We start from the raw sequence: 22785 nt of genomic DNA, 5'->3' as shown, positions 1-22785 counted from the left end.
CTTCGTTGCTCGGCGGCCCTAGGTGGGCCACCGGCTCCGGCTCCCGGATTGATGCTGTCCGAGCCTCCGCCCAAGCCGCCAGTGCCTCCGCCGCCCATGCCGCCAACGCCTTGGGCATATGCGAAGCCCACTGGTGCGCCCGCCAACAAGGTGGCCGCCAGAAGTGAGAACATCATCCTCCGCATTTCAGCCTCCTCGTTTTGTGTCGCGCCAACCGAGCCTACGTGTGTCCCTAATCCGCCCTCTGTGCTCTATCGGCGGAATTTACGAGCTGGCAATTGTAGCACATGCCTCCATTTCAGACGTCTATGGCGGTCTAATGCCGACAATCAACATTGAGTGTTGACATATTACATAAATCCGAAATCTGTTTGACGCACGATTATTTCTAAGGTTCCATGCTCTCACGATCGATCCACCGATCGGGAAATGGGGCTTTGCATCACACGAAAGAGTAAGCGACTAGGTGTTTAGTCCCAAGAGAATGAAGGCAACTGGCCCGCTCCGAACGGCCCGATCTACCTGGTCATGCGGTTGTACTGGAGTTATGTGCGTCAAGTTCAGCAAAATTAATCATGGGGTCCAGCCGAGCCATCCCCTCGGAGCCGCCGTCGCTTGCTCACCCCAGAGCGCAAGCGTTGGCAAGCGACGGCGGCGGAGAGGATGGCTGGCGTCCATCCCTTTGGTGGGCCTGAACATCGGTCAGGCCGCAGGCCTAGCGCCTCCTTGTGCTCTTTCAACAGATCCATGTCGAGATAGCGGTGGTCCTCGAGCCAGGCCTTGTGGCGCTCGACGGTCAACGCACGGACGAGCCTTAAGCAGCTCTCGGCACTGGGGAAGATGCGCACCACATAGGTCCGCCGTCTGATCTCCTCATTGAGGCGCTCCAACATGTCGGTTGACTTCATGTGTTTGCGGTGCGGCAGCGGCAGGCGGAAGTAGGTCAGTGTCTCCTCGATGTTCTCTTCGACCGATCCGGTGAGCTTGGGGTACTTGCCGCGCCATTTGGCCAGATCGCGCCGCACCTCGCCAAGGTCGCGCCGGCCATACATCCAGCGCGGCTCGAGCCGGCAATCGTCGTCACAGGTGCCGCGAAAACGGGATCTCGGCAATGGTTCATCAATGATTGGGGAGCATCCTCAAGCGGGCGCGGGAGGAGTCCTCAGCCTACCCCTTCCTACCCGTGGCCGGACATGAAAAGCCCGTCGGCGACAATGCCGGTGCCGAGCGCCAATGTTGCGAAAGCGAGAACAGGTCGTCGTGATCTTGCTACGGGCATTCCGATTCTCCGTTTTGGGGTCGTATGGCAGTCAGTGGGGTGAGTCGGGTGTCTCATTGCGCGCGCCCGCTTTGCTGATTGGACCGGCGCAGCAAGAAGGGCGACGGCACGGCACATCAAAGATAGAGCCGGCGCAGGTGCTTGCTTGCGAAAGAGACACCTGGGGCGAATTCGACTGTTGTTCCCGCGCGGTGGTGAAGCGAATCGCCATCAGAAGCGCGCTCGTCAGCATCACCAGCAGATAGATCTTCATGTTGCTCTCCGCTTCCCCATTGCAGGCGGATGACAACATATCGGCCTCGCCTCGACTGTGATGCACGGCACATCAATGCACTCGAGGAGGCGAACCCCCTTAATTTTTTTGATAGCTTCGCAGATCGCCGCATAGTCCGTCGGCATGCTCTTTTTTACCCACCTTACGCAGAGGGATGCGCCAGCATTTTTTTCCGGCGGTAGGTGGACCCAAGGGGAGGTGGAGGAAAAATAGCGGGCCTGATCCCGGCGCGCCGATATCACAGCCGCTCAAGCACGCGCGCGACTTGCGCCTCGGTCCAAGGGCATAGCAAATTTATGCCGCTACACACAGGGGTGGTACGTCGCGCTGGAACGCCGCCTCGACGATCCACGGATAGCGCTTGGCCTTGGCGGCCTTGAGGGCTGCATTGTTTTTAAAAGTTAGGTGGCCGTTGGCTAACCAGCGAACCTTCCGCGCCATCCAGAAAATAGCCGTGTTCACTCTCGGCTCGGCTGTGCGGATGTGGGCCGTTGGGTGCAATCAACATCACAGCGGTAACCATGGTCGTCCTCGTCCACGATACCACCAAGCGTTCGGGCGTAGTTCAGGAACGCCGCCTCGTCGAACACGGCAAAGCGCTGGATGAACTCCAGATATTTGATCCTCATGATTGATCCCCGCGCTCACGCAACGAGGGTCGGCCCGTGCCGAGACCTCTCGGCTCGGCTGGCGCGCGTGGCGAAAGGCTACACCTCAAGGGGTTTGCGGTGAAGGGCGTTTGTGCCGGGGGGCCATCCGGGCCCCGGTGTTTTGTTCAAGCGGCTGGGCGATGGCAGCGGTGGCTATTCCGCCACGCGACAGCCGCCGGTGGACCCAAGGGGAGATACGGAAAAACAGTGGGCCTGATCACTGCGCGCTTGCTCGACCTCACTTGTGAAGGGACATACAGTCTAGCAGGGGGGGACGCCTCACTTTTCGACCGTGCCGATGTCACTAAGGGGTGTCGGAAAGAAATTCTGACATCGACTGCCGCAGCAACCGCGCGAGAGTCACCGCAGCAGGATTCAGCTCAGCATGGCTCTTGCGGCCTTCGCCACGACCACGAGCCGCCTTCGATTCGGAATCCGTCCGCCCCTTACATCACGTCATACCAACAGGAAATCATGCGCGCCTGTGGGGCAAATCATCCACTGCTGCCATCATATCATATGTGACGCCTTGCTGTAATTTCACTGAAAAGAGGCGAGGGCTCCGGCATCGACTTGAAGGCAGCCGAAGCATCGGTATATGAGAATGGTAACTGGTCCGGTGACATAGAACGGAGGACGGCCGGCGGTCGGAAGATCATTGTCGAGGCAAGTTGGAGTGCGCAGCTCAACGCTGATGGCTTACCGGCGGGAATCGTTGAAACAGGGATAGACGTGACCTTGAGCACCAGAAGACGGCTGGCTGGTAAACTCGCACATCATGGAGTTCCCAGAGCAGCTCTTTGTTGTCGATACACAATGGCGGGCGGCGGTCATGCGGGAAGCTGATGAGCCTTTCGATGTGGCCATTATTGGCGCCGGGGTTGTCGGTTGCGCCGTCTTTCGCGAACTCGTTCTGAGCGGTCTTCGGACGGTCCTGATCGAGAAGGACGCGGACGTTATCAACGGAGCGAGTAAAGCCAACAGCGCGCTTCTTCACACCGGCTTTGATGCATCGCCCAGAAGTCTCGAAGCCAAGCTCGTCCGGGAAGGATACGCATACTACCGGAGCGTTCGTGAACAGCTAGGGCTTCCGCTCCTCGAGACGGAGGCAACCCTGGTCGCCTGGTCCGAAACCGAAGCGGCTGCGTTGCCGAGTATCGTCGATCGCGCGCACGCCAACGGCGTCATGGATGTGCGGCTGGCGTCGCGCGATGAGATACTCCGTCGCGAACCTCATCTCGCGAAAGATCTCGTCGCGGGCGTGATTGTGCCGGGCGAGTCCGTCATCGATGCGTGGTCCGCACCGCTATCCTACGCCCTCCAGGGGCTGCTGAACGGGGGCGAGATGCGGCGATCGACAACCGTCCTGGGCGGCAGGCTCGAGAACGATGTCTGGACCTTGCAAACCAATGCCGAGCCAATACGCGCGCGCATCGTGGTCAACTGTGCCGGCAATTTCGGTGATCTGATCGAGGCGATTGCTCGTCCGTCGCCGTTCGAGATGCGTCCACGCAAAGGGCAGTTTGTTGTCCTCGACAAATCCGCCAGCCGGCTGCTGAATTCGATCCTTCTCCCGGTACCGAACGAACGGACCAAGGGCGTTGTCGTGACGCGGACGGCCTTCGGCAATGTGCTGGTCGGGCCAACAGCGGAAGAACAACGCGAGCGTGATTTCCCGACCACGGATGGACGCATCATCGCCGACCTGCTGCATCAAGGTCGCCGGATGATCCCCGCCCTCGCGTCCGAACCGATCACGGCTTCCTACGCCGGATTACGCCCGGCGACGCAATTCAAAGACTATCAGATCGAGGCATTACCAACGGAGCGCTGGATCACGGTCGCCGGTATCCGATCGACGGGGTTGACCAGCGCGTTGGGCATCGGTGCGTACGTCGCCGGGCTCTATGCGCAGCATTTCGGGCCTCTCAAGAAAATTGCGGAACCGCAATGGGTTTTGATGCCGAACCTGACTGAAGGGCTCGAGCGTCCCTGGATGTGCCCCGGTCGATCCGAGATCATTTGCCATTGCGAGATGGTCACAAGGGCGGAGATCGAGGCGGCGCTGCACGGTGAATTTCCGGCCAGGAGTCTCGGCGGTCTCAAGCGGCGCACGCGCGTCATGATGGGGCGATGCCAGGGCTTCTATTGCACGCGCCGAACGCTGGAATTAACGGGATCGGCTATTCCCGGACTGGTCGAGCCGTTGGAGGGTAGAACGTGAAGCGGACGGTCACAATCATTGGGGCCGGTCCTGCAGGCTTAACGGCGGCCCGTGTGCTGCGCAATGCGGGCCTTAAAGATATGCTGGTCGTTGAGCGCAATGAAGAGCCGGGAGGCTTGCCTCGCTTTTGTGGCCACAGCGGATGGGGCATCCTGGATTTTCACCGCCTGTGGGATGGGCCGACTTATGCGCGCAAGCTGGTGCAGGCCGCCCGGGATGTCGAGATCCTGACCAATCACTCGGTCGTCGGGCTTCAACCGGGCGGTGTCGTTCAGGTCAACGGGCCGCGCGGAACGGAAACGATCGAAAGCCGCGCGGTCCTGATCACGACAGGCATTCGGGAGACGTCGCGCGCGGCACGGCTGATATCCGGGCCACGACCGTGGGGAGTCGTCACAACCGGTGCGTTCCAGGAGATGGTCTATAAGGGAGGAATGAGGCCGTTCCGTTATCCTATTGTGGTTGGAACGGAACTGGTTTCCTTTTCCGCCTTGCTCACGGCGAGACACGCCAAGATCCGGCCTGCCGCTATGATAGAGGCCGGCGAACGTATCGTTGCGCGCCGCCCGGGCGACTGGATCGCGCGGCTGGTCCTCGGGGTTCCCGTTCTCACACGTACCTCAATCGTGAGCATCGAAGGAAGAGAACGCGTCACGGGCGTCGTCATAAACCGTGCCGGGCGGCAAGAATCCATCGCGTGCGATGGTGTTATTATCAGTGGGATGTTCGTTCCGGAGACGGGAATGCTGCGCGCATCGCCCATCGAAATTGATTCCGGGACGGAAGGGCCAAGCGTCAATTCGGATTGGCGATGCTCCGATCCAGCCTACTACGCCGCTGGAAACGTGCTCCGTCCCGTCGAACATTCAGGCAGGGCAGCGGGAGAGGGTGCTCTTGCCGCCCGCGCGATCCTGAAGGGGCTGGATGGGGCGAAGCTCTCGGCGCCCGAGATCGCGGTCAAGGCCGGGAATGGCCTTCGCTATATCTATCCGCAACGGCTCACCCCTGAAGGTGGTCCGGTCACTCTCTTTGGCCGCGTCTCCCAAAACTGCCGAGGGCGACTAGTCGTCAAGTCGGGGACCAACGTTTATCTGCGGCAGGACATCAAAATGCTGCCCGAACGCCGCCTGACCCTGAATCTTCCTGCGTCCGTCCGCCATTCGTCGGAAGACCTGCATGTGAGCATCGAAGCTTGACCATTGTCGCTATTGACCAGGGGACGACCTCGACAAAGTCCTTCGCCTGGACTGGCGAGTGGCTGCGCGAAGGACGCCGGCTGCATCACCGTCAGATCAGGCCGAAACAAGGATGGGTTGAACATGATCCCGAAGAGCTCGTGCAAAACATTCGGGCGCTCGTCGACGCTGAAGACGATCTCCAGGGCGTAGGCCTGGCCAACCAGGGGGAAACCGTTGTCGCATGGGATGCGCTGTCCAAGCGGCCCCTCTACAACGCGCTCGTTTGGCAGGACGAGAGGACATCCAATCAGATAGAAGAGCTGCGGCGGTCAGGCGTCGAAGAATTGACGCTCCAGCGCGCCGGCCTTCCTCTCGATGCGTATTTTTCGGCAACCAAACTGCGCTGGCTGCTCGACAACGCAGACGGGGCTCGCGATCTCCTGCGCAGTGGCCGATTGAGGCTCGGAACGTCCGATGCATTCTTCCTCGACCGGCTGACCGGCGTGTTTGCCACTGACCCGTCGACGGCGTCGCGCACGAGTCTCATGAACATTCAATCGCTCGAGTGGGACGAGGCGTTGTGTGACGCTTTTGGAGTGCCGCGCGAATGTCTTCCCGAGATTCGGCCAACCACGGGGGAATTCGGTGTTCTCGATCAGGGAGTGCCGGTTGTCTGCAGCATCGTTGACCAGCAAGCGTCGTTGTTTGGGCACGATTGCCATTCTCCCGGCGACATCAAACTGACGTTCGGGACTGGCGCCTTCGTTTTGGGTCTGACAGAAGGGCCCGTCCTCCAGGCGGCCTCTCAAGGTCTCTTGCCAACTTGCGCCTGGGCTAAAAAGGGCGAAAGGGCTCGTTATGCCTTGGACGGCGGCGTACTCTCCGCGGGCGCGGCGGTTGAATGGCTCGGCCAGGTGGGGCTATCCAACCCGGACGAAGGATTTGAATGTTCGAGCGCCCCGGCGATCGAGAGGGGGCTCGTCTTCGTCCCTGCTCTGGCGGGGCTCGGAAGTCCGATTTGGGATAGGTCCGCCCGCGGGGCGTGGTTCGGCTTGGATCTCGCAACCCAACGATCCGATCTCTATCAGGCCGTGCTGGAAGGTATCGCCCTTCGAGCCTCTCAAATTGTGGATGCGATGTCGGTTGCGCTGGACGGCGTTAGCCGAATCGCCGTGGATGGAGGCCTAATAAAAAATCCGTACTTCGTTCAGTTTCTTGCCAACGCATTGGGTCGGCCTCTGGACGTCGCGGATACCGCTGAAGTTACGGCAATCGGTGTGCTTCGATGTTGCATTGATGCTCTGAGCGCCTCATCCCCGGAGAGGCTTCTAAGGCACTCTCTCGTCGTCCCCGGGGCGCCTCTGCAAACCGAGCACCATAGGCGCTTCTCCAACGCCGTTTCTCTTGTCCGGGGCTTTGGCCGCCCGGATCGATAACGATGCTAGTACACGCGGGCAGGGCATCTATGCTACGGATTGTCAGCCGCGTGTGGCGAACTGACCTTGATCCGGGCCGAATGATGCTCCCAGCCTTAAGCCCGCGCGGCGCGACGTGAAGAAGAATTCTGCTCATTGTTCATCCTCGCGCAAGTTCATCGCCCGGTAGGCTCGCGCCAGCGCCTCCGGCGTCTGCCTGGCCTTGAAGGCGGTCCAGGCGGCTTTGAATTCAGCAGTCGCGCGGCCGCGACGGCGACCGGTTGCTGCGCCGCCTCCGCCATCCAGCTCTCGCTGCTCTGAGCACGTCAACGATGCATGATGACAGTTAGGATGTTGACGCCAACCTGGACCAAAAACTTCCAGTTGCGGGCGACAAAACGGCGGACTTTCAAAACAGTCTTCAAGGCATGCTCCATCATGGCGCGAAACGACATCGCGCGGGTGATTGACAGAATGCCCGTGGGAAGCGACAACGCTCGACGTTGACGGCGGGAGAGTTAGCACTCCCCGCAGGCGGCGGGCGGCGCTGTAGGAGGCGCTGCCCGTCATCCCGCTTATCCGATGGATGCCTTGACGAAAAGGGCGCGGCGGAATGAGCGGATGACTTATCCCTCACTGATTTTGGACGCAGATTTTCGCCGCATCGTCCTTGACTCGCAAATTCTGCAAGGACTGTAACGTCTTAGGTTGTTGATAAGTAGCGCGCAGTGCTTCTTGACATTGAATAACTTTTTTCTGACCTCGCTCCGTGTTCACCCGGATATTTCGGGGATCACACGAATCAAAACGTGGGACTGCTTGTGCCTCGCTCGTAAAAGTTACGGCCGGGCTGGAAGTTGCGCCTGCCAAAATGGTAGCGATTCGCTGCGATCCCATCCGCATCATCCCACACCGTGGCGTAGACGATGACTGCGGAAGTCTCGAGGTATGGTTCGCAGACGGACGGAAATCGGTCAGGTTCTACTGGCGCGTTACATCTCGTCGCCGGTGCGAAGCGCATCCATCACCCGAATCAAGACCGTGGCGAGAATTGCCGGCTTCAGCGGTGGAATCGTTACGTACCAAAACACGGGAAGCCGATTTGCGCCGTCGATTTGTGCCTGCTCGAACGGATCCTTCAGCGCCGGGCCAAGGGGCACGACGGCGAAACTGGCAAGCTCCATATTGGCCGCCATGGAGGAGGCGATTTGGGGACCTCTGTTCCGACGGCACGGGGGCTGGCACAGTTCAAAAATCGCGCAAAGATTTCTTTGTTGTATCCGATAGTTAGAGCATAAGCGGGATTCCGCCCCTGGGATTGGCGACTGTGCGCGATCTGCGCACAGCCGCTCACGTCCTTGATCGCGTGAAAGTGCCCGGTGATGGCGGGGCCTCAGACGACAGCGACGAGCAGACATTTACGATCTGATCTGACTATGTTGGGCGCCGGAGCCCGGGAGAATTGATCCACTCATCGATGTGGGCGGCCGTGTCGGCTTGGCTAGCCTTCCTCTGAAGCTCTTCTCTCTCCTTGCCGGCAGGCATCGTCTTCGCCTGCTCACGGCTCTCTTGCGCGACTTTCGAGAGCTGATCCTGAAGAGAAACTGTCTGCCCAAAAGCGTATCGCATGACGCTGCTCCCGCGTTGGCGAAATCGCGATTTTCCAATTTACGGCTGACGTGATGCTGGTTGAGGAGAGTTTCTACCCTCTCGCTCTCGAACGCCAGTTCTTTTTTGACCGGCTTCAAAGAGATGGACTCAAGAATCAGTCAGAGGTGATGTCGCGATTTTCGATGTCCCGCTGAAGCCTGCCTTGAAATTGTTGGTCAATTGGCGCGGCCCGTCGCTTGGGTTCGTAGCGCTCCACCAACCGCAGAAGACGCCTTTTGATAAAGGGATCAGCTCGCTCGGCGAGATCTCGCAATATCTTTGCACGCTGCTTGTTAAATTCATCGTCCAACATCGTCGTCCCCGTACAAGAAAATGATATTGCAATCGGGGTAATATAGCGTGCCATCGCTCTTGAGGAAGTCCCCAAGCAGGAGTCTTGTTTGACGAGCTCGTGAAGGTGGGAATCAGTGGCCGGCTGCTCTGTCGAGAAACTCAAGCAGAGATGGCGCCACGTCGTCGAGTTCGACGAATCGCCGGCGAATCTCATCAGCGATGTCGGCAGTCACATCGCGCGACCATCCCTCCATCGGATTGAAGGCAACGATGCGGACGGGATGTTCGTATTGGCCCTCGACCAGGTGCCGCATCAGCGTGGTGCGATTTGCGTCCTCTTCGGCAGTCTCACACCAGGCACACCCGAGCCGGCCGCCGAAGTCTTCAAGCACAAGATAGACGTCATGGTTGACCGGCGCGTGCGGCACGATAGAGGGTGAGCGACTCATGGGGTCTCCGCCAGGAAATTTTGGCTTGGCTTGATGTCGAGAACTTTGAGCCTTTGGAGTGAGAAAGCGATGGATATAAAGGGTTAGTCGTGGCCGACGCCGCGCATTGCGCTGCAACAGATCGGATGTCGTTCGGGTGTCGAATGGCTTAGACGGACGACCGCAAAGTTGCGGCGCGGCCATCCAGATGTTTGGCGCGTGGCGACGACGGCTACTTCTTCAACAGTATTCCCACCGTCCGCGCCATCCGCCTCACCGAGCCGGCGTGACGGCCCAGTTCGGCGGCAATCTTCGATGCGCCAACTCCCTGCCGGGCGAGCCTGACCAATCGTCGGACTTCCTGCTCGGTCCATTGCTTTGGCTTCGGTGTTTTCATGGCGCTGCGCTCGACCGGCACCAGTTAACCAGTGAGCCCAGTGGCGAACACTTGGGAAATTTACGGGTAGCCTCCACGCGCGGACATCATCCTTCTGATGATGCAATCGAGGGAACGGCGCACGAGCCGGCCATTGCCAGGCGCAATGCCTGTTGCGCCCTAACCCTCGTATTGGTCCGGTCCCATCGTCCAGAGCGATTGATCGTGGCCGAACGCGTAGTTGCGGTTGGTCAGCGCCGGATTGCGATTGACCATCGGCCGCATGAACATCGGGTGGGTCGCGCTGCGCACCTCGTGCTCGACCGTGAAGAGATGCTTGCCGCTGTCGAGATCGACGATGTCGCAAAACCGATACTGGTATTGATTGTCCTCGCGGGAGATCAGATTGCGTGCCGATAGCCTACGGTAGGGGCCGGAGAAATCGGTGATGTACATCTGCACATGGTGGCCGTCATAGTCCGGCTGGGGCCGATCGGTCTCGCGGAACAATAGATGCTGGCCGCGGCCCGTCTTCACGGCGGCGACCTGGCCGTCGCCGTTCCTGAGCTCGGCGGGCATGCCCATGATCTCGGGATAGAAGGCGCAAATTCCAGGCCCAGATCCTGCCGGCACCTCGAATTCGACATAGGGAATGCCGAGTGCGATGCGCCCGAAGCGCGCGGCGTCCGGTTCATGGCAGCGCAGGCGATTGCCCCACGGACAGGTCGCCTCGACATAATCATTGTGCTCGGTGAACGCGAACGCCGTGCCCTCGAGCTTTTTGGCGACCGATGACAAGCGCTGTAGCAGCGCTTCACGGCCCGCGATGACCAGCCCGATATGACCGCGCAGTACCTGCGGCTTGCCGCTCGGCAGGTGAAACTGGCTCTGACCGGCATTGATCCACATGTTGGTGTCGGACACCATCAGATACGGATCGCGGGTGAGCCCGAGCCCCGCGACATAAAACAAGGTGGCGAGGCGCTGATCCGGGACCTGGACGTTGACGTGCTCGAGATGGATCGCGTTGCCGAGATCTTCAGTGGATCGATCAAATTGTTGAGGCATGGATGCGGCTCTGGGTACGATGACGGACTGACCATACTAGAACAGAATTTCCGTCAGCCGAAACCGTCAGCCGATCACATCTGCGGGCAAAGCACGACGCCCGTTGCCACCTTGCCGCGGCAGCCAGTCCCTGTAATCTGGCAAAAACATAGGGCAAAAAACGACACGGGAAGGCATCGATGGGGAGAGTTCTGGAGGGCGTGCGCGTTCTCGATTTCGGGCGCTATATCGCGGGGCCGTATTGCGCAACGCTGCTGGCCGAATTCGGCGCCGAGGTCATCCGTGTGGAAAAGCGCGACGGCAGCGAGGATCGCTTCGTGGCTCCGGTCGGCGAAGGCGGTGAAGGCGCGCTGTTTCTGCAGGTCAACCGCAACAAGAAATGCATCACGCTCGATCCGATGAAGCCGGAAGGGCAGGAGGTGATGCGCCGCCTGGTTGCGAGCGCGGACGTGGTCGTCGCCAACCTGCCTCCACAGACTCTGCGCGCGATGAAGCTCGACTATGACTCGTTGAAGGCGATCAAGCCCGACATCATCCTGACGACAGCAACTGCGTTCGGCGGGCCGGGACCCTGGTCCGACCGCGTCGGCTTCGACGGTGTCGGCCAGGTCATGTCGGGTTCGGTGTACATGACGGGCACCGGCGATCCGCCGTACCGGGCCGCGGTGAACTGGGTTGATTTCGGAACCGCGCTGCATTGCGCGTTCGGGACACTTGCCGCGCTGATCGAGCGCGGCAAATCCGGACGCGGGCAGATCGTCGGGGGCGCGTTGCTTGCAACCGCGCTGTCCTTCACCAATGCGACGCTGATCGAGCAGGCCGTGATATCAGTCAATCGCGTTCCGACCGGCAATCTCGGCCAGACCGCAGCTCCAGCCGACATCTACCGCACCAAGGACGGCTGGGTGCTGTGCCAGGTCACGGGTCATCCGCTATTCAAACGCTGGGCCAAGCTGATGGGTGAGGAGGAGCAATGGCTCGGCGATCCGCGCTTTGCCGATGATATCAGCCGCGGCAATAACGGCCCTGTCATCAGCGAGCGGATGGCGCGCTGGTGCGCCGAGCGCACCACGCAGGAGGCCGTCGACACGCTGGGACGTGCGATGATTCCGACCGGTCCCGTCCTGAGTCCGCAACAGGCGTTGGATCATCCGCACATCCGGGCCGCCGGATTCATGCAGGATGTCGACTATCCAGGCTTGCCGAAGCCCGCACCGGTGACACGCGCTGCGGTCCGGTTGTCGGAAACGCCGGGTGAAATTGCAGCGCGCCCGCCGACGCTCGGCGAGCATACCGATCTCGTGCTGGCCGAACTCGGCTACGATGAGGCTGCGATTGCAGCGCTTCGGCAAGGCGGCATCATTTAGCGGATACGGCCAGCGATCGATCGCTAATTCGAAGCCAGCGCCGTCTTGGCGACCTCGGCCATCCAGCTTGATGCCACCGGCAAAATCGCGTCGTTGAAGTCGTATCGCGGGCCGTGAAGCTCGGCGCCGTCGCGCAACGGCCCGTTGCCGATCCAGACGAAGGCGCCAGGGCAATGTTGCAGGTAGAAGGCGAAGTCCTCGCCGGCCATGCTGGGGGCGAGGTCGTGGCGCAGCGGCGCCCGCGCCTTCTCCGCGGCGATCCGCGCAAGACCAGCTTCCGCTGGCGTATTGACGACCGTGCCCACGCCGAGGCTGATGTCGGGTGTGACCTTGACGCCAAAGCTCGTGGCGATGCCGGCGCAGGTCCGCTCGATGCCTTTGACGATGACATCGCGCACCGCGCCGCGATGATTGCGCAGCGTGCCGCGGATCACCACGCGTCCGGCGATCTGGTTCGCCGCCGTGCCGCCCTCGATCGTGCACAGCGACAACACGGCGGTGTCGAGCGGGTCGACATTGCGCGCGACGATCGATTGCAGCGCAACGATCAGGTGGCCGGCAGCAACAACTGGATCGCGCGTCAGATGCGGCATGCCGGCGTGGCCCGCGTGTCCCTCGATCGTGAGCGTGACGCGTCCGCCGGACGCCATGACAACGCCGTCGTGGACCGCGATGGTGCCGGCGTCCAGCCCCGGCCAGTTGTGGAAGCCGAAAATCCGCGTCATCGGAAAGCGCTCGAACAGACCGTCGGCGACCATCGCGCGCGAGCCGCCAAAACCCTCCTCGGCCGGCTGGAAGATGAAATCGACCGTGCCGCTCCAGCTTGTATCGGCCGCGAGCAGCGCCGCCGCGCCAAGTAGCGATGCGGTGTGGCCGTCATGTCCGCAGGCATGCATGACGCCTTGATGGCGCGAGGCGTAGGCAAGCCCCGTCTCCTCACGGATCGGCAGCGCATCCATGTCGGCGCGCAAGCCGACGCGGCCTCGCGCAGATCCGCGCATGAGCGTCGCGACGATGCCGTGGCCGCCGATGCCGGCTTCGCAGGGAATGCCGAGCTCGGCAAGCCTGTCCTGCACGAAGGCCGACGTCGCTCTCTCCTGCAGGGACAGCTCGGGATGGGCATGCAGATGCTGGCGCCACGCGGTCAGTTTCTGGTGAAGCTCAGGTGTCAAGGCAGGTGTCTTTCGGATGGTGCCGGCACCGCCACCATAGCCGGATCTCTCATCTGCACATCCCCGCACGCCGGAATGCATCGCGTGCAACAAAACGCTTTCCTCTACGGCGAAAGCTGTGCCAGCCCCTTCCAGTCGAAGCCGATGCCGTGTCCGGGGCGCGCTGGCGCCAGCGCCATACCGCGGTCGAGCACCAGCGGGTGCTCGATATAGCGGTCGAGCCCGAAACCGTGCGCCTCGAGATAGGAGCGGTTCGGGCAGGCTGCGAGCAGGTGCACGGTGATGTCGTGCGCACCGTGGCTGGTGACGGGCAGGTTGAACGCCTCGGCGAGCCGCGCGATCTTCATGAAGGCGGTGACGCCGCCGCAATTGGTGACGTCGGGTTCGGGATAGGACACCGCGCCCGCGGCGATGTAGTTCTTGAACTCCCACAGCGAGCGCAGATTTTCGCCGGCCGCGATCGGCACGCCGCCGGACTTAAGGATGCGGGCATGGCCGGCGACGTCGTCGGGAATGATCGGCTCCTCGAGCCAGGTGAGATCGAACGGCTGCAATGCGCGGGCGGCGCGGATCGCCTCCTCGACGCTCCATTTCATGTTGGCATCTGCCATCAAGGGAAAGCCGTCGCCGAGATGTTCTCGCATCGCCGCGACGCGCGCGACGTCGGATTTGAGATCGGGCCGGCCGACCTTCATCTTGATGGCGCGATAGCCCTTGGCGAGATTATCGTCGGTCTGCTTGAGAAGCGCTTCGACGGAAAGATCAAGGTCGATGCCGCCGGCATAACAGGGCACGCTTGCATCGAAGCCGCCGAGCAGGCGGAACAGCGGCAGGTCCGCGCGGCGCGCCTTCAGGTCCCACAGCGCTATGTCGAGCGCGGAAAGCGCGAGCACCGCGGCGCCGCCGCGTCCGCCATAATGCAGGCCCCACCAGACGTGATGCCAGATCGCTTCGGTATCGTCGGCCTCAAAGCCTTCGATCAGCTCAGGGATTTCGCGTTTCAGGATATCGGTGATCGCGCCGCCATTGCGGCCGACCGTGTAGGTGTAGCCCGTTCCTTCCGCGCCATCGGCATCGCGCACGCGGCAGGTGATGAGCTCGAACGCCCTGATCTCGCCATGCGTGCTGTCGGAAAGGATGACGGGGAGGGGGATCCGGTAGAGTCCGGTCTCGGTCGTTGCGATGCGTGCCATGCTTCCATCCCGGCTTTTTCCTCGCAGGCTAGGCTGCCGGGCGCCGCCCGGCAATGCCGTCGTTGCAGGAATTCGCCGGAGCCCGAAAGGCAGCAGCGCGATGAGTTCGATGTTCCATCAGCTACGCAAGACGGGGGCGATCTCGCGCCCGTAGGCTGCGGACGTCAGACCATCGTTGACGGGATCGACCGGACACCGCGCGGGTCGATATTTGGGTTCGAGGCGACGTAGTCGATTTCCCCACGCGAAATGCCGATGTCGATCAACTCCCTGTCACCCAGATCGGACAAGGCGGCCTGCAGTCGCGCACGTTTGCGCCGCTCTTGAAACGCCTCCCAATATTTTTCGAGAAAGCGGACGACGCGCCGGGCAGAAGCGAGCCGCCTGTCCAACCGTGCTGTATTGTAGGTCGTGCTCATGGCGCAATCTCCGGATACCCAACTGCCGGCACGCGCATCATCGCCGCCGCATCGCTAGCGGGCAGTCTTCAAAATCGGCTGTGACCGCAACATGGTTGGCTTCGCTATTAATTGAGAGCGCGCAGCCAACACTTCTGTCTGGCGGAGGCAGGCGCAGCTGCTGCAACGGTTACGTCGAAGGCAACCGCGATAGCTCCGATCCAGAACAGCTTCGTGATGGAAATCTCCCGCGCAGAAAATTTCGCAAGCCGACCTCCGTCAACGACTTTAGCTCGCTGCCGCGGGGTTCATTGTGAGCGAATTCACATGCAGCAGCGAATTTCGAACGTCAGCGACAATTCGTCTCGCCCAAAACATGCAAGCCCGCTGCGCAAGGGTTGTGCGCCAGAGTTATTCAACCGACAGCGGTCGTCGCAACGCTCGAAAACGGTTGGCGAGCAATCCGGCGCGATGCTATCTGGGTGCGAAAGCCGCGGCGTTCCCATCAACTCATGCGCGGCGATGATGGGCTCGGCGACGTATAGGCCAGGAAAATCAGCGTGCCGATCAGCAGTGCCGCGGCCATGAACAGCAGCACCGCCGGCAGCCCCGCGAGCGCCGCCACTGCGCCGGTGGTCGACTGCATCAGGGCCGCGCCGAGGAAGAAGGCGAGGTTCACCGCGGCGAGTGCCTTGCCCGCAACTTGCGCGTCGACCAGTTGCCGAGACATGCCGAACAGCAACGGCTGCGCGGAGGTTGCAAGGCCGATGAGCACGAACAGTACGAGGTCGTATTGCGGCGGCATGACGCGAACGCCGAGCAGCAGAGAGACCGCGTAGTGCGGCGCGCCGAGCGCCATCAGCGCGAGCAGGAATGCCGCGACGAGGTGTGCGCCGGCGACCAGCTCGCGGCGGCGACCGAGCCTGCGATCGACGATGCCGATGCAAAGCGGGCCGACGATCATGGCGATCGTGAACGCGCCGAGCTGGTTTCCGGCCTCGACCCGCGACAAGCCCTTGATCTCCATCAGCCACGGCCCACCCCACAGGCCCCGCAGCACCAGCGAGGTCGCAAGCGACACCAGCGCGAGTGCGATCAGGCCACGCAAGGGGCGTGAGAACCCGAGCCGCAGCACCTCGATCATCTGCGACAGGGGCGAGGAATCGTCCTTGTGCTCGGCCGGCTGGTTCGGCACCAGCGCGAAAACGGCGAGCGCCACCAGGATGCCGGCCAGCCCAGAGATCCAGAATCCGGCGCGCCAGCCGTAATGATCGACCACGAAGGCGAGCGGGCTCGACGACAGCAGCATGCCGATATTGCCGATCGAGAGGATCGCGCCCGACCACAGGCCGAACCGTGCCGCCGACAATTGCTTCGCAGCGAGCGTCATCGGGCACATCAGCATGCCGGAGGTGGCAATGCCCAGCAGCAATTGCCCGAACGCGAAACTTTCCGGCCCTGTCGCAAAGCCGGAAGCTGTGGCACCGACCACGGTTCCACCAAGCAGGCTGAGCGACACCGGGCGCACGCCAAAGCGATCCATCGCCGCGCCGACCGGGATTTGCGCTGCGGCAAAGGCGAAATGATAGACCGAGGTGAGACTGGCCAGCGCCTGCGGGTTGACGCGGAAATCCGCCGCCATCAGATCGAGGCTGACAGCCGGGATGGTGCGCAGCAAGGTCGAGAGCATGTGTCCGCAGGCGAGTGCGATCAGCGCAAAGATCAGCGCGCGGGTGCCAACTCCCGTTTCCTCCGTGGCCACCGCAGTCATGAGCGTCCCGTCCCGGCAAGGGTTTTCGGTGGCGTTACACGATTGGGGAGACCGTGCCAACTGCGGTAAAGACAGCCCCGCTATTCCGGATGGTGGCTTTCCGGGTCTTCAAAGAAGATCCGGAAGCGGGGTGGCCTAAGCAACGTCATGTCTGCTCTGGCCCAAAGCGGACATGGACGACGCCTAGGCTAAGGCCAGCTTCTGACCCTGGTGGTGTGAAAATGCGGTGCTGCTACGATTCTCCCGTGACTCGTTGGGGAATTGATGAGGCGCTTCGGAGGACGCGGATCGTGGGCGGCGGACACTATCAACGCTCAAGCCGCCGCCAGCGGCTTCTTCACCCGTCCGAGCGCGAATTGGCCGACTGGACTCTCGACGTGAAAGTCAAGCTTCGTCATTTTTGCAAACAGATCGATATTGGTGGTGCCAATGGCGCAGCCGCCAAGGCCCATATCAGTCGCGGCGAGATAGAAGGTTTGAATCAGGGCGCCGACGTCCTTCAGGATCAGCGAGTATGCGATTGAACTGTATTTCCAGGAGATTCGCCCAAAGCGCGCGGCAATGGTGATCAGGACCTGCGGCGGACCGGGCGCGTCCATGGCAAACTTGGCCGCCGCAGAGAGCGCCTGGAGCTTTTGGGGGGAGGCATCGATCGCTGCCAAGGCATGGCCGCCCGCGTCGTAGTGGTAAAATCCGCGTGCAAGCCCCTCACAGTTGGAAATCGCAAGGTACAATTCCAGCTCGTAGGCGCTGCCCGCTGCGGGATAGGGTCTTGTGCTGTAAGTAACTTCGGGACCGCCGTCCAAATTCGCGCCGCCCTTCCATTCCGACAGTACGCGGGCTGTGGTTTCGAGAAACTGCGCCAGCTCGGCGAGCGTGAGCGGATGCTCGTCATCGAAATCCCGCATCGAATGGCGTTCGCGCAACAGCTCCGCGAAGGGCGAGATCGGCTTCGGCGTGGAAAATTTGCGGAGGTCGATCTTCTTGCCGGGCCAAGGCGGACGCACTGCCGGCAGCGGTGGAACTACGCCCGCATAGGCGAACGTGCCGCCAACCGGATTGACATGCCGGCCCTCCGTGCTCCGCGTGTGAAACACGAGATCGTGGAAATCCCAAAGAACAAGATCGCCGTCACCTTCACCCACCCGAAGGCCGTCGCCGTCTTTCCCACTGAGCTTGATCAGCAGCTGGCTGTCGAGCAGCAATCCGAGCAGATCGAGGTTTGGGAAGGCCACATGGCGGCGAAACTTGCTGATCTTTTGCGGCCGTGAAAGGGCAGCGATGGTGGCGGCAATGGCGGGATCGCAAATCCGAAACAGCGCGCCGGCGCGCGGCGATTCCAGGACCATCTCGTTGCCGTGCCGACGCAGATAAGCAAAGCGCGACAGCACGACGGTATCATCGTTCCCAAGCTTTGCGCGTTGCGGCCAGTACTCGGGGACCTGCGGCTCGATGATTACGAGGTCCTGCTCGTCACGCGGAGAGGATAGGCGGTATTCGAGAAGTCCGTGCCGCGCCAGTCGCTGCACCAGGGCATGAACCTGCCTCGCGACGACTCCTTTGCCGGCAAAGGAGGCCAGCGGCAGGCCGGTGGCGAGGTGTCCCGCACGGTCGATCGCAGCCGCGCTGAACTGTCCCAGATTGACCGAATAGCCGCTCAAGGCGGCGGCGATGCTTCCGTCTGCCTGCATGTGAAGGGAAAAACGACCGTTCACTCGGGCGGTGATGACTGGTGCGATCTTCCTGGCCGGCTTTTTCCGCAAGTTGCGCAACGATGCCAACCTTCAGGTGTGTGGAAGGAACGGAGTAAGTTCGCTTTCCAGTCGCGGGCGATCCAGCAATCGAAGCTTCACCGGAACGTCGTAAAGCCGGCCGGGCGCGAAGCGGCGATAGAAATGCCGCAAGCCCGGAACGAGCACCCTGACGACGGGGACCTCGACGTCGGGCCGCGTCTGGTCGAGCACGAGGAAATCGTATCCTGCGCCGGTCGCGATATCGATACAGGCATTGACCTGGTCGCTCGTATTGTCGTGAACCTTGAGGCTCGGTGCCGGCGGGACGATCGGATTGTCGCTGGGGATAAGAAACGGATAATCGTCCAGCCGCAGCGGCGTGACACCGTCAAGCGTCGGCTTCTCGCCACTTCCGCCGCCCATCATGCCAATTGACATGAACTGGGTCAGCTCGGTCAGGGAACGCAGCAGGGCTATGCGGCGATCGAAATGCGAGCCGGAGCCGAACTCGATATTTTCGTGTCCGTTCTGCATCCAGTGCATGATCGCCACGTAAGAAGGAATGCCGAGATCGCTGGTGATGTCGAGCACCCAAAGCCTGCGTCCCGCATCGGCAAACTGGGCTTGCAGATCCCGGACATAGGAATCGTCGAATTGAGTGAGGTCGACCTCGGCACGCTGCAGCCGGTTGTACCACCAGATAGCGTAGGCATCGCGCTCGACCAGTTCGAGGAAGCCCTGCACGATGGCTTCCTCGCGGGTGTTGCCGGCTGCGCATCCATTGGAATCCGTGTGGAAGCCGCCATAGAAGAAGTACAGCAAGCCGGTCGGAAGATATTTGAAACGCTTGTCGCGTAACGACCAGACCGGCGACCACTCGGTCCTGGTCGACGGATCGAGCGGCTCAGGAACGGGGTGTGAATCGTCCGGCTGCAGCGAATGCCTGTTTTGAAACTGCATGTCGCTGAAAAGCTGAACATCGTTGGGAAGAAGGGCCTGACCAGGAGCGAAATCGGTAAAGCGGCGCTTCGTCCTGATCTCGTCACCCTGGAAAATGCCTGAGTAGCGCTCGATCGCCTCCATCAGCGCGCTGGCTTCGCCCTGCTCGACTGTGGAGCCCTTGCCGAAGCTGCCGCCGCTCAGTCCCGACCTCAGCTCGTCGACGCTCAAGGCCGGCGCAGAGAAATTGTGGTGAGCGAAAAAATTGGTGTTCATCGGCAGATCGGCCTCGATCCGCTCGAGCCGCGAGACCACGCCGGTCAACGGACTTACATGTTTGCGGAAGCGCGCCACGGTGGCTCGAGACGTCACGGTGCGATATCCGCCGCTGGTCATGATGAGCTTTCGGCCCTCGGCAATCTCGATCGACGTCGCCGCCCGGCGCGGACTCTGCAGCCTCTTGCTGCCGCAGGTTGGACATTGCGGGCGACGCGAGACATAGTGCTTGGCGATGACCGCGCCAGTCAGGTCGAAGCTTGCAATGTGATCGCGCAGGTCGGTGCGAAAACCCGAGGCAATCGCTTTCGCGATCTCGACGGCAGCAAAGTGGACAGCGGTCTGTCCAACGGTGTCGTGGACCAGCGGCGATATGGCGACCGGCTCCGCCAGTCCGCGGTCGAGAAATCCCTTGATTTCCCGATTGCGTATCATGCGATCGAACAGGCAGGTCCAGCAGGCGCTCTCGCCCGGTTTGAAGAAGGGGCCTACCAGCGGAAATACGCCGGACGGTTGCACGAGGATCCAGGGCGTCCTGCCCGCTACGCGCTCGCGGTTCATCTCAGCCAACCGCCGGTCAAGATAGTCGTTCACCAGCGTGATCGTGAGCGCAGGCGAGCGCTTGGCCATTTGAACGCCGAGTTTGCTTAAGGCCGCGCTCAGATCCTTGGCGCCTTTGACGTCGATCGATTGTACCCGCACGGGGCAATCGCGCAGATTCTGTTCCGCGACCTCAGGAGGCAGGCCGAGGCTCGCCCAATAGCCGGCGACCGCGCCCGTGAATGCGGGCGATGCTGCCGTGGTGGCATAGCGGCGTTCGACCAGCCGCCCGATCGCTTCCTCGATCTTGTTCGTCGGAAAGCTTCTTGAAAGCTGGCGGATGATTTCCGAAACCGCTCTTCCGTTGCTTCCGATTGCAGCGGCCAGCGCACAATAGAGCTCGCCGTGCAGGAAGTACTTGCGATCCTCGGAATAGAGGCAGACCGCATCGGGAGGAAGTGCGTAGGCGGTGTAGTTCGGTGCGAACCGCAAGATGTCCTTGCGGGTCTGCCTCGCAACGCGGCTCTTGCGATTGGCTGTCATCGGGTCAGCACGCGGATCTTGTTGTCCATCATCTCAGATCGCCAGTGCGCAACGAGCCGTTTGCTCGCCCACAGGAAATCTTCGATTGATTTGGAACACACCCGCTCGTCCCCGGCAAGCCGCCCACCGCAATTACTGCGAGCGTTGCGACCAAAACGAGAAAGCGGCCGGGTCGCTTCCGAGCCCGGCCAACAAGAGGCTTGCCGATACACGATCGAACAGCGCGTCGCCTAGCACCAGCGGCAGCGGCCCCACGATGCACAGCAGCCCGCGCAGGATACTACGGCGCAACCTACCACGGCACATCCGGCACATCGACAACCGACGCCGCATCGGCAACCTCTGCAGCCGCAGCCTCTGCAACCACGGCAACCGCGACAACCGCCGCATCCGCGCCAAGCGACTTGTATGCGACTGCTAGCGTCTTCCTTGTCGAAGAGATGGAAGGTGGCGAGGCTGACGTCAGTCATTTCCTCTTCATCGAGGGTGATCGCATGCCCTGGTGAAAAGTGCGATCTCTGCTGAATGTCGCCTGTTGGTACGGCCGCTGCTGATGCGCTGCCGGCGAGCGAAAAAGTTAGTCCGGCGGCTCCCAACGCCGGCACGGCGGCCTTGGCTACGCGCTTCTTCTTCGACGCTTGCTTCACCCGCTGCATGGTCGCATCCTCCGAATGTTGCAGGAAGGATATCCACGGGATGAAAGTCTACGCCGAGCGGAGAGGGCAGGCAAGATTCACGAACATACCAAAATGCAGTAGCGCGCTCGTTCAGATTGTATTCATCTTCATGAACGGGGTCGCCTTTGATCCCTCGTCCCGCCTGCGCTGCGGGCTTCAGTGCGCGACTGATGCAGTGCCGCAATTGTCTCCTGCCTGAACGGAGAAACTGGCTTGGTCGATCAACCCGGACACTTCGCCTGGTACGAACTCATGACCACCGACGTCGCGGCAGCCCGCGCCTTCTATGGCAAGGTTGTCGGCTGGGACGTGAAGGACGCCTCGACGGCAGGATTCGCTTACACCGTGGTTGCCGCCGGCGACTCTCCGGTCGGCGGTCTCATGGAACTGCCGGAAGAGGGACGGCAATTGGGGGCGACACCGAGGTGGGTCGGCTACGTCTCCGTCGATGACATGGATACGAAGGCCGCGCAGATCCGCCGTCTTGGGGGCGCCATTCTGGTATCGCCGACCGACAGCAATATCGGCCGAATTGCAGTGGTCGCCGATCCGCAAGGAGCGACGTTTGCGCTGGTCACCGGACTGACATATGGCCAGCGGCAACCCGGCGGGTTGGACCAGCCTGGGCGCGTGGGCTGGCATGAGTTGCTGGCTGAAGACCGAAACAAGGTCTTTGACTTTTATGGCCAGCTCTTCGGCTGGCAGAAGGCCTACGGCGAAACCGATCCGGCAGACCTGTATGAATTGTTTTCGGCGGCCGGGCAGATGATCGGCGGGATGCTCACCAAGCTTCCGAGCGTATCGCAGCCGTGCTGGCTCTATTACTTCAATGTCGACGACATCGGCGCGGCGGCCCAGCGCGTCAATAGTGGTGGAGGCCGGATTCTCCAGGGTCCGATCGAATTGCCTGATGGTTGCTGGATAGCGCGATGTGCCGATCCTCAAGGCGCCCTGTTTGCCCTGCAGGGTGCTCGCGGTCAAAAAGGCGCCGAGCGACCTTCCGCCTCGAAAGTCGGTTGGACCGCCAAATGGGGTGGCATTGCTTCGCAGGGCAGGATCGTGCTGCCCAGGCCGAAGCGCTAGGGGCACCTGCATGACGAAAGGGCGCCAAGTGCGTGACGACAAGTGCGTGACGACAGGTGCGTGATGGTGTGCTGAAGGCACCACGGGCTCGGCCTATGTTGCGACAAGATAGATCGTTATGACGATGGCCGCGGCTGCGACCAGCGCCGTGAACAGCATGCCATAGGGACGAGCCTGTCTGCCCTCTGTCGTCTCGGCGACGTCGGGCTGGGATGGTTCGGCTGGGCCTTCGCGTACCATGATCGCGTGTCCTTCAC

At 61.5% G+C, this 22785-nt stretch carries 19 protein-coding genes and 2 pseudogenes; 5 read left to right on the top strand and 16 right to left on the bottom strand.

Going from position 1 to position 22785, the window contains the following annotated elements:
• Window positions 1-707: 707 nt before the first annotated feature.
• The 4 genes and pseudogenes from NLN62_RS01885 to NLN62_RS01870 all read right to left on the bottom strand — a co-directional run.
• Window positions 708-1079 (bottom strand): annotated as a pseudogene (locus NLN62_RS01885) (transposase); the annotation flags it as partial.
• Window positions 1080-1310: 231 nt separating this feature from the next.
• A complete protein-coding gene (locus NLN62_RS01880) occupies window positions 1311-1532 on the bottom strand; it encodes a hypothetical protein (RefSeq protein WP_254107143.1) in 222 nt (73 codons plus the stop codon).
• A 315-nt stretch (window positions 1533-1847) separates the two neighbouring features.
• A complete protein-coding gene (locus NLN62_RS01875) occupies window positions 1848-2015 on the bottom strand; it encodes a hypothetical protein (RefSeq protein WP_254107142.1) in 168 nt (55 codons plus the stop codon).
• Entirely contained in the window at window positions 2012-2182 is a 171-nt protein-coding gene (locus NLN62_RS01870) for a hypothetical protein (RefSeq protein WP_254107141.1), read from the bottom strand. The genes NLN62_RS01875 and NLN62_RS01870 overlap by 4 nt, the downstream gene beginning before the upstream one ends.
• A 799-nt stretch (window positions 2183-2981) precedes the next feature.
• Between NLN62_RS01870 and NLN62_RS01865 the strand changes: the two genes are divergently transcribed.
• The 3 genes from NLN62_RS01865 to NLN62_RS01855 are packed head-to-tail and all read left to right on the top strand — an operon-like array spanning window position 2982 to window position 7041.
• Window positions 2982-4427, top strand: a complete 1446-nt coding sequence (locus NLN62_RS01865) for an NAD(P)/FAD-dependent oxidoreductase (RefSeq protein ID WP_254107140.1) — start codon at window positions 2982-2984, stop codon at window positions 4425-4427.
• Window positions 4424-5623 (top strand): NAD(P)/FAD-dependent oxidoreductase, encoded by a 1200-nt coding sequence (locus tag NLN62_RS01860; RefSeq protein WP_254107139.1) that lies wholly within the window; start codon window positions 4424-4426, stop codon window positions 5621-5623. The genes NLN62_RS01865 and NLN62_RS01860 overlap by 4 nt, the downstream gene beginning before the upstream one ends.
• On the top strand, window positions 5620-7041 hold the full coding sequence (locus NLN62_RS01855) for an FGGY family carbohydrate kinase (RefSeq protein WP_254107138.1): 1422 nt from the start codon (window positions 5620-5622) through the stop codon (window positions 7039-7041). Before NLN62_RS01860 ends, NLN62_RS01855 begins: the two co-directional genes overlap by 4 nt.
• Before the next feature lie 974 nt (window positions 7042-8015).
• Here NLN62_RS01855 and NLN62_RS01850 read toward each other — a convergent pair.
• The 5 genes and pseudogenes from NLN62_RS01850 to NLN62_RS01830 all read right to left on the bottom strand — a co-directional run.
• Window positions 8016-8156 (bottom strand): annotated as a pseudogene (locus tag NLN62_RS01850) (sugar ABC transporter permease); the annotation flags it as partial.
• Between the two features lie 629 nt (window positions 8157-8785).
• A complete protein-coding gene (locus tag NLN62_RS01845; RefSeq protein ID WP_254107137.1) occupies window positions 8786-8983 on the bottom strand; it encodes a hypothetical protein in 198 nt (65 codons plus the stop codon).
• Window positions 8984-9095: 112 nt separating this feature from the next.
• Window positions 9096-9413: a hypothetical protein gene (locus NLN62_RS01840; RefSeq protein ID WP_027526845.1), complete on the bottom strand. Its 318-nt coding sequence runs from the start codon at window positions 9411-9413 to the stop codon at window positions 9096-9098.
• 211 nt (window positions 9414-9624) lie between these two features.
• Window positions 9625-9789 (bottom strand): helix-turn-helix domain-containing protein, encoded by a 165-nt coding sequence (locus NLN62_RS01835; RefSeq protein WP_198031891.1) that lies wholly within the window; start codon window positions 9787-9789, stop codon window positions 9625-9627.
• A 159-nt stretch (window positions 9790-9948) separates the two neighbouring features.
• Entirely contained in the window at window positions 9949-10836 is an 888-nt protein-coding gene (locus NLN62_RS01830; protein ID WP_027526843.1) for a VOC family protein, read from the bottom strand.
• Between the two features lie 179 nt (window positions 10837-11015).
• Between NLN62_RS01830 and NLN62_RS01825 the strand changes: the two genes are divergently transcribed.
• Window positions 11016-12203 carry a CaiB/BaiF CoA-transferase family protein gene (locus tag NLN62_RS01825; RefSeq protein ID WP_254107136.1) on the top strand — a complete coding sequence of 396 codons (1188 nt, stop codon included), beginning with the start codon at window positions 11016-11018 and terminating at the stop codon, window positions 12201-12203.
• 23 nt (window positions 12204-12226) lie between these two features.
• Here the strand turns inward: NLN62_RS01825 and NLN62_RS01820 are convergent, their stop codons facing one another.
• The 6 genes from NLN62_RS01820 to NLN62_RS01795 all read right to left on the bottom strand — a co-directional run bounded on the left by NLN62_RS01820 (window position 12227) and on the right by NLN62_RS01795 (window position 20768).
• Window positions 12227-13375 (bottom strand): amidohydrolase, encoded by a 1149-nt coding sequence (locus NLN62_RS01820; RefSeq protein ID WP_254107135.1) that lies wholly within the window; start codon window positions 13373-13375, stop codon window positions 12227-12229.
• Between the two features lie 104 nt (window positions 13376-13479).
• Window positions 13480-14568, bottom strand: a complete 1089-nt coding sequence (locus NLN62_RS01815; protein WP_254107134.1) for a mandelate racemase/muconate lactonizing enzyme family protein — start codon at window positions 14566-14568, stop codon at window positions 13480-13482.
• A gap of 164 nt (window positions 14569-14732) precedes the next feature.
• Window positions 14733-14987, bottom strand: coding sequence for a DUF1127 domain-containing protein (locus NLN62_RS01810; RefSeq protein WP_254107133.1), 255 nt, complete (start codon window positions 14985-14987; stop codon window positions 14733-14735).
• A gap of 484 nt (window positions 14988-15471) precedes the next feature.
• Window positions 15472-16737 carry an MFS transporter gene (locus NLN62_RS01805; protein WP_254107132.1) on the bottom strand — a complete coding sequence of 422 codons (1266 nt, stop codon included), beginning with the start codon at window positions 16735-16737 and terminating at the stop codon, window positions 15472-15474.
• A 314-nt stretch (window positions 16738-17051) separates the two neighbouring features.
• Window positions 17052-18428 (bottom strand): SagB family peptide dehydrogenase, encoded by a 1377-nt coding sequence (locus NLN62_RS01800; protein WP_254107131.1) that lies wholly within the window; start codon window positions 18426-18428, stop codon window positions 17052-17054.
• 93 nt (window positions 18429-18521) lie between these two features.
• Window positions 18522-20768, bottom strand: coding sequence for a TOMM precursor leader peptide-binding protein (locus NLN62_RS01795; RefSeq protein WP_254107130.1), 2247 nt, complete (start codon window positions 20766-20768; stop codon window positions 18522-18524).
• An 890-nt stretch (window positions 20769-21658) separates the two neighbouring features.
• On the opposite strand from NLN62_RS01795, the gene NLN62_RS01790 reads away from it, so the two are divergent.
• On the top strand, window positions 21659-22528 hold the full coding sequence (locus NLN62_RS01790) for a VOC family protein (protein ID WP_254107129.1): 870 nt from the start codon (window positions 21659-21661) through the stop codon (window positions 22526-22528).
• A 93-nt stretch (window positions 22529-22621) separates the two neighbouring features.
• Here NLN62_RS01790 and NLN62_RS01785 read toward each other — a convergent pair whose 3' ends face one another.
• The gene (locus NLN62_RS01785) at window positions 22622-22768 is read right to left on the bottom strand and encodes a hypothetical protein (protein WP_254107128.1); all 147 of its coding nucleotides are present in this window, start codon (window positions 22766-22768) and stop codon (window positions 22622-22624) included.
• Window positions 22769-22785 lie beyond the last annotated feature (17 nt).

The sequence above is a fragment of the Bradyrhizobium sp. CCGUVB23 genome (genome assembly GCF_024199885.1).
Lineage (GTDB): Bacteria > Pseudomonadota > Alphaproteobacteria > Rhizobiales > Xanthobacteraceae > Bradyrhizobium.
This window is presented reverse-complemented; position numbering and strand designations above follow the sequence as displayed.

Excerpts from the sequence above, each read along its gene's own strand:
- NLN62_RS01835 (WP_198031891.1), bottom strand. The coding sequence starts at position 9,789 with ATGAAAACACCGAAGCCAAAGCAATGGACCGAGCAGGAAGTCCGACGA.
- NLN62_RS01785 (WP_254107128.1), bottom strand. The coding sequence starts at position 22,768 with ATGGTACGCGAAGGCCCAGCCGAACCATCCCAGCCCGACGTCGCCGAG.
- NLN62_RS01840 (WP_027526845.1), bottom strand. The coding sequence starts at position 9,413 with ATGAGTCGCTCACCCTCTATCGTGCCGCACGCGCCGGTCAACCATGAC.
- NLN62_RS01800 (WP_254107131.1), bottom strand. The coding sequence starts at position 18,428 with ATGCAGGCAGACGGAAGCATCGCCGCCGCCTTGAGCGGCTATTCGGTC.
- NLN62_RS01830 (WP_027526843.1), bottom strand. The coding sequence starts at position 10,836 with ATGCCTCAACAATTTGATCGATCCACTGAAGATCTCGGCAACGCGATC.
- NLN62_RS01870 (WP_254107141.1), bottom strand. The coding sequence starts at position 2,182 with ATGAGGATCAAATATCTGGAGTTCATCCAGCGCTTTGCCGTGTTCGAC.
- NLN62_RS01795 (WP_254107130.1), bottom strand. The coding sequence starts at position 20,768 with ATGACAGCCAATCGCAAGAGCCGCGTTGCGAGGCAGACCCGCAAGGAC.
- NLN62_RS01810 (WP_254107133.1), bottom strand. The coding sequence starts at position 14,987 with ATGAGCACGACCTACAATACAGCACGGTTGGACAGGCGGCTCGCTTCT.
- NLN62_RS01825 (WP_254107136.1), top strand. The coding sequence starts at position 11,016 with ATGGGGAGAGTTCTGGAGGGCGTGCGCGTTCTCGATTTCGGGCGCTAT.
- NLN62_RS01805 (WP_254107132.1), bottom strand. The coding sequence starts at position 16,737 with ATGACTGCGGTGGCCACGGAGGAAACGGGAGTTGGCACCCGCGCGCTG.
- NLN62_RS01865 (WP_254107140.1), top strand. The coding sequence starts at position 2,982 with ATGGAGTTCCCAGAGCAGCTCTTTGTTGTCGATACACAATGGCGGGCG.
- NLN62_RS01845 (WP_254107137.1), bottom strand. The coding sequence starts at position 8,983 with ATGTTGGACGATGAATTTAACAAGCAGCGTGCAAAGATATTGCGAGAT.
- NLN62_RS01880 (WP_254107143.1), bottom strand. The coding sequence starts at position 1,532 with ATGAAGATCTATCTGCTGGTGATGCTGACGAGCGCGCTTCTGATGGCG.
- NLN62_RS01815 (WP_254107134.1), bottom strand. The coding sequence starts at position 14,568 with ATGGCACGCATCGCAACGACCGAGACCGGACTCTACCGGATCCCCCTC.